We start from the raw sequence: 2,019 nt of genomic DNA, 5'->3' as shown, positions 1-2,019 counted from the left end.
ACCTCCCAGCATTTTAGAACAGGTCAAAAAAAAAGTGGGAGACCTAGAAGTAGTCAAAGAAATACTAACGGTTCATGAGTTAACAGTAGATAGCACTGAACAGCCCATAGAACGGCCCACTGACAACGAAGAGCAAAAAGGGCGTAATCGGTCAAGCGCTGTAGGTTAACAACCTGTAATTAAGGGGCCTCATAGGTGACCGAGACTGTGAGCATTAGGCAAGCAAGGGCCACTCGGCTATTTTAACCAGATTTTGATGGGGATATAAACGTTCAGCTTCTTTCTGAATTCTCCATTGATTAAACTTATCCCAGTCGCCATTGATATAGGTGCTGCGGAGATTTAACATAGCTTGCGCTCCGGGTATAGTCCACCTCATACCAGTTCGTTCGAGGCGATCTTTCACCAAATGGCGACAAGCCCCTTCAATCACTCCACTCGCTATTGGATAACCCTCAGCTAAATAAATATCATAACGCATTCTCTCTTGATTTTTCTGGAAGTAGCCTATTATCTGCTCCAAAACCTTCATTTTTTGGCCTTTAAATCCTCGGGATTTGGCCCGAGATTGCCAGGACTGGATTACTAACGGGGTCTGACCTTTCAGAATCATCAAAACATAATCTTTAACAAAACTTATGGCATCAGGACTATCCGGTTCACAAAACAGATGAGCAGCCGTCCAAATTCTAGGGGTAACGTGTAATAAATCAAGAACCTCTACTTGATCTGGGGATTTCAAATAGAACTTGGACTGGTTCCATAAAGATTCTTGACCATCCATGATGGTCACCATTTTTTTGGTATTTTGGGAGTTGCGCTCTTGAAGTTGGGTAGCCATCCATTCAAATATTACCGAACTTCCTTTAATCGGGTCCCCCTCATTTTCAAGATTCAAAGCGGCTCTAACTTTTTTATTTTTGGGGTGAGAGCGAGATTGAGAATCCCGTTTTTTCTTCACCTTAATCTCCGGCTGCTTAAACAAAGAATCCACGACTTCTTCCGGATGACGTTTGAATGGAGCTATGGTATAAACTGTACCAACTGTAGCCATTTTTTTGCGGTTGGGTTTAGGGCCGCGCGCTGGTTTATGCTCAAGAATCGGTGCCGTATCAGCTTGGACCCGAATGGGAACCCCTTTCCCATCAGCACTGGCCACAATAATACTTTCTTCTTCAACTGACAGGCCAATTGTTTCACTCTCCCAAAAAGATGAAACTTCAGCCCCCATAAACCGAGTGGTGCGCTCTAAACTATCTGTAGAGAGTCCCCAGCCTAAAATTTTTTCCAAGGTTTCATTAACCTGAGCGTAAGAATTTTCTACGGCTAAAGATTGATTCCAGTCTTGTAAAAGGTAGGAAAATTTACCCCGGGGTAACTGTAAACGATTATCCGTGGGGACAAATTCTATTTTTTGCCCAACTCTTGTTCCATATACTGTACGTTCTAATTGAAAGGTTCCAAATATAGAGACGTATTCCCGCTTATGTGTTTTTTCTAAGCGGCGAACAACTCGGCCATTAGGTAAGGTGACAGTTTCTCCCAAGTCTCCTACTCCGGTCATCGCAAAAAACATCTCAAGGGTTCTGTGTCCTATTTGTAACATCCGTGACCACAGGCCTTGTTCTACTTCGTGAACGGCTAACCCTGATGTCGTGGCTCCTTGAATATATCCGTATAGCTCTTCAAGATATTGTTTTAAGCCATCCATCTGGACAAACGTCGCGGATTGTTGTACATTCGTCATTGTTGGTTCTCCATTAGTGTTGAGCTGGTTTTTTGATTTAAAATATCTCATACACTATGGAGAGCCTTCTTGACAAGAGTCAACCCCTTTAATTACAGGTTGTTAACCTACAGCGCTTCACCGCTTACGCCCGAGCAAAAAGAACACTTTTCAGGGAAGAAGAAAACTCATACTCTTAAAAATCAGTTAATTGTTCTCCCAAAAGGTGAAGATATTGTGGATATAAAAATTGGGGAAAAAGGACCAGTTAGTGACATCAAAATATTTAAAGA

At 42.4% G+C, this 2,019-nt stretch carries 2 protein-coding genes; one reads left to right on the top strand and one right to left on the bottom strand.

What is annotated here, in order from left to right; genetic code table 11:
- Positions 1 to 214 precede the first annotated feature (214 nt).
- Complete coding sequence (locus NG833_RS26780) at positions 215 to 1,798, bottom strand: ISKra4 family transposase (RefSeq protein WP_254568327.1); 1,584 nt, start codon at positions 1,796 to 1,798, stop codon at positions 215 to 217.
- A gap of 18 nt (positions 1,799 to 1,816) precedes the next feature.
- On the opposite strand from NG833_RS26780, the gene NG833_RS26775 reads away from it, so the two are divergent.
- A partial coding sequence (locus NG833_RS26775) for a transposase family protein (protein ID WP_254568326.1) occupies positions 1,817 to 2,019 on the top strand: 203 nt, incomplete at its 3' end.

It is taken from the genome of Oscillatoria sp. HE19RPO (assembly GCF_024220515.1).
Taxonomy (GTDB): domain Bacteria; phylum Cyanobacteriota; class Cyanobacteriia; order Cyanobacteriales; family Laspinemataceae; genus Laspinema.
This window is presented reverse-complemented; position numbering and strand designations above follow the sequence as displayed.

Coding starts and splice junctions, on each gene's coding strand:
- NG833_RS26780 (WP_254568327.1), bottom strand. CDS start 1,798: ATGAGATATTTTAAATCAAAAAACCAGCTCAACACTAATGGAGAACCA.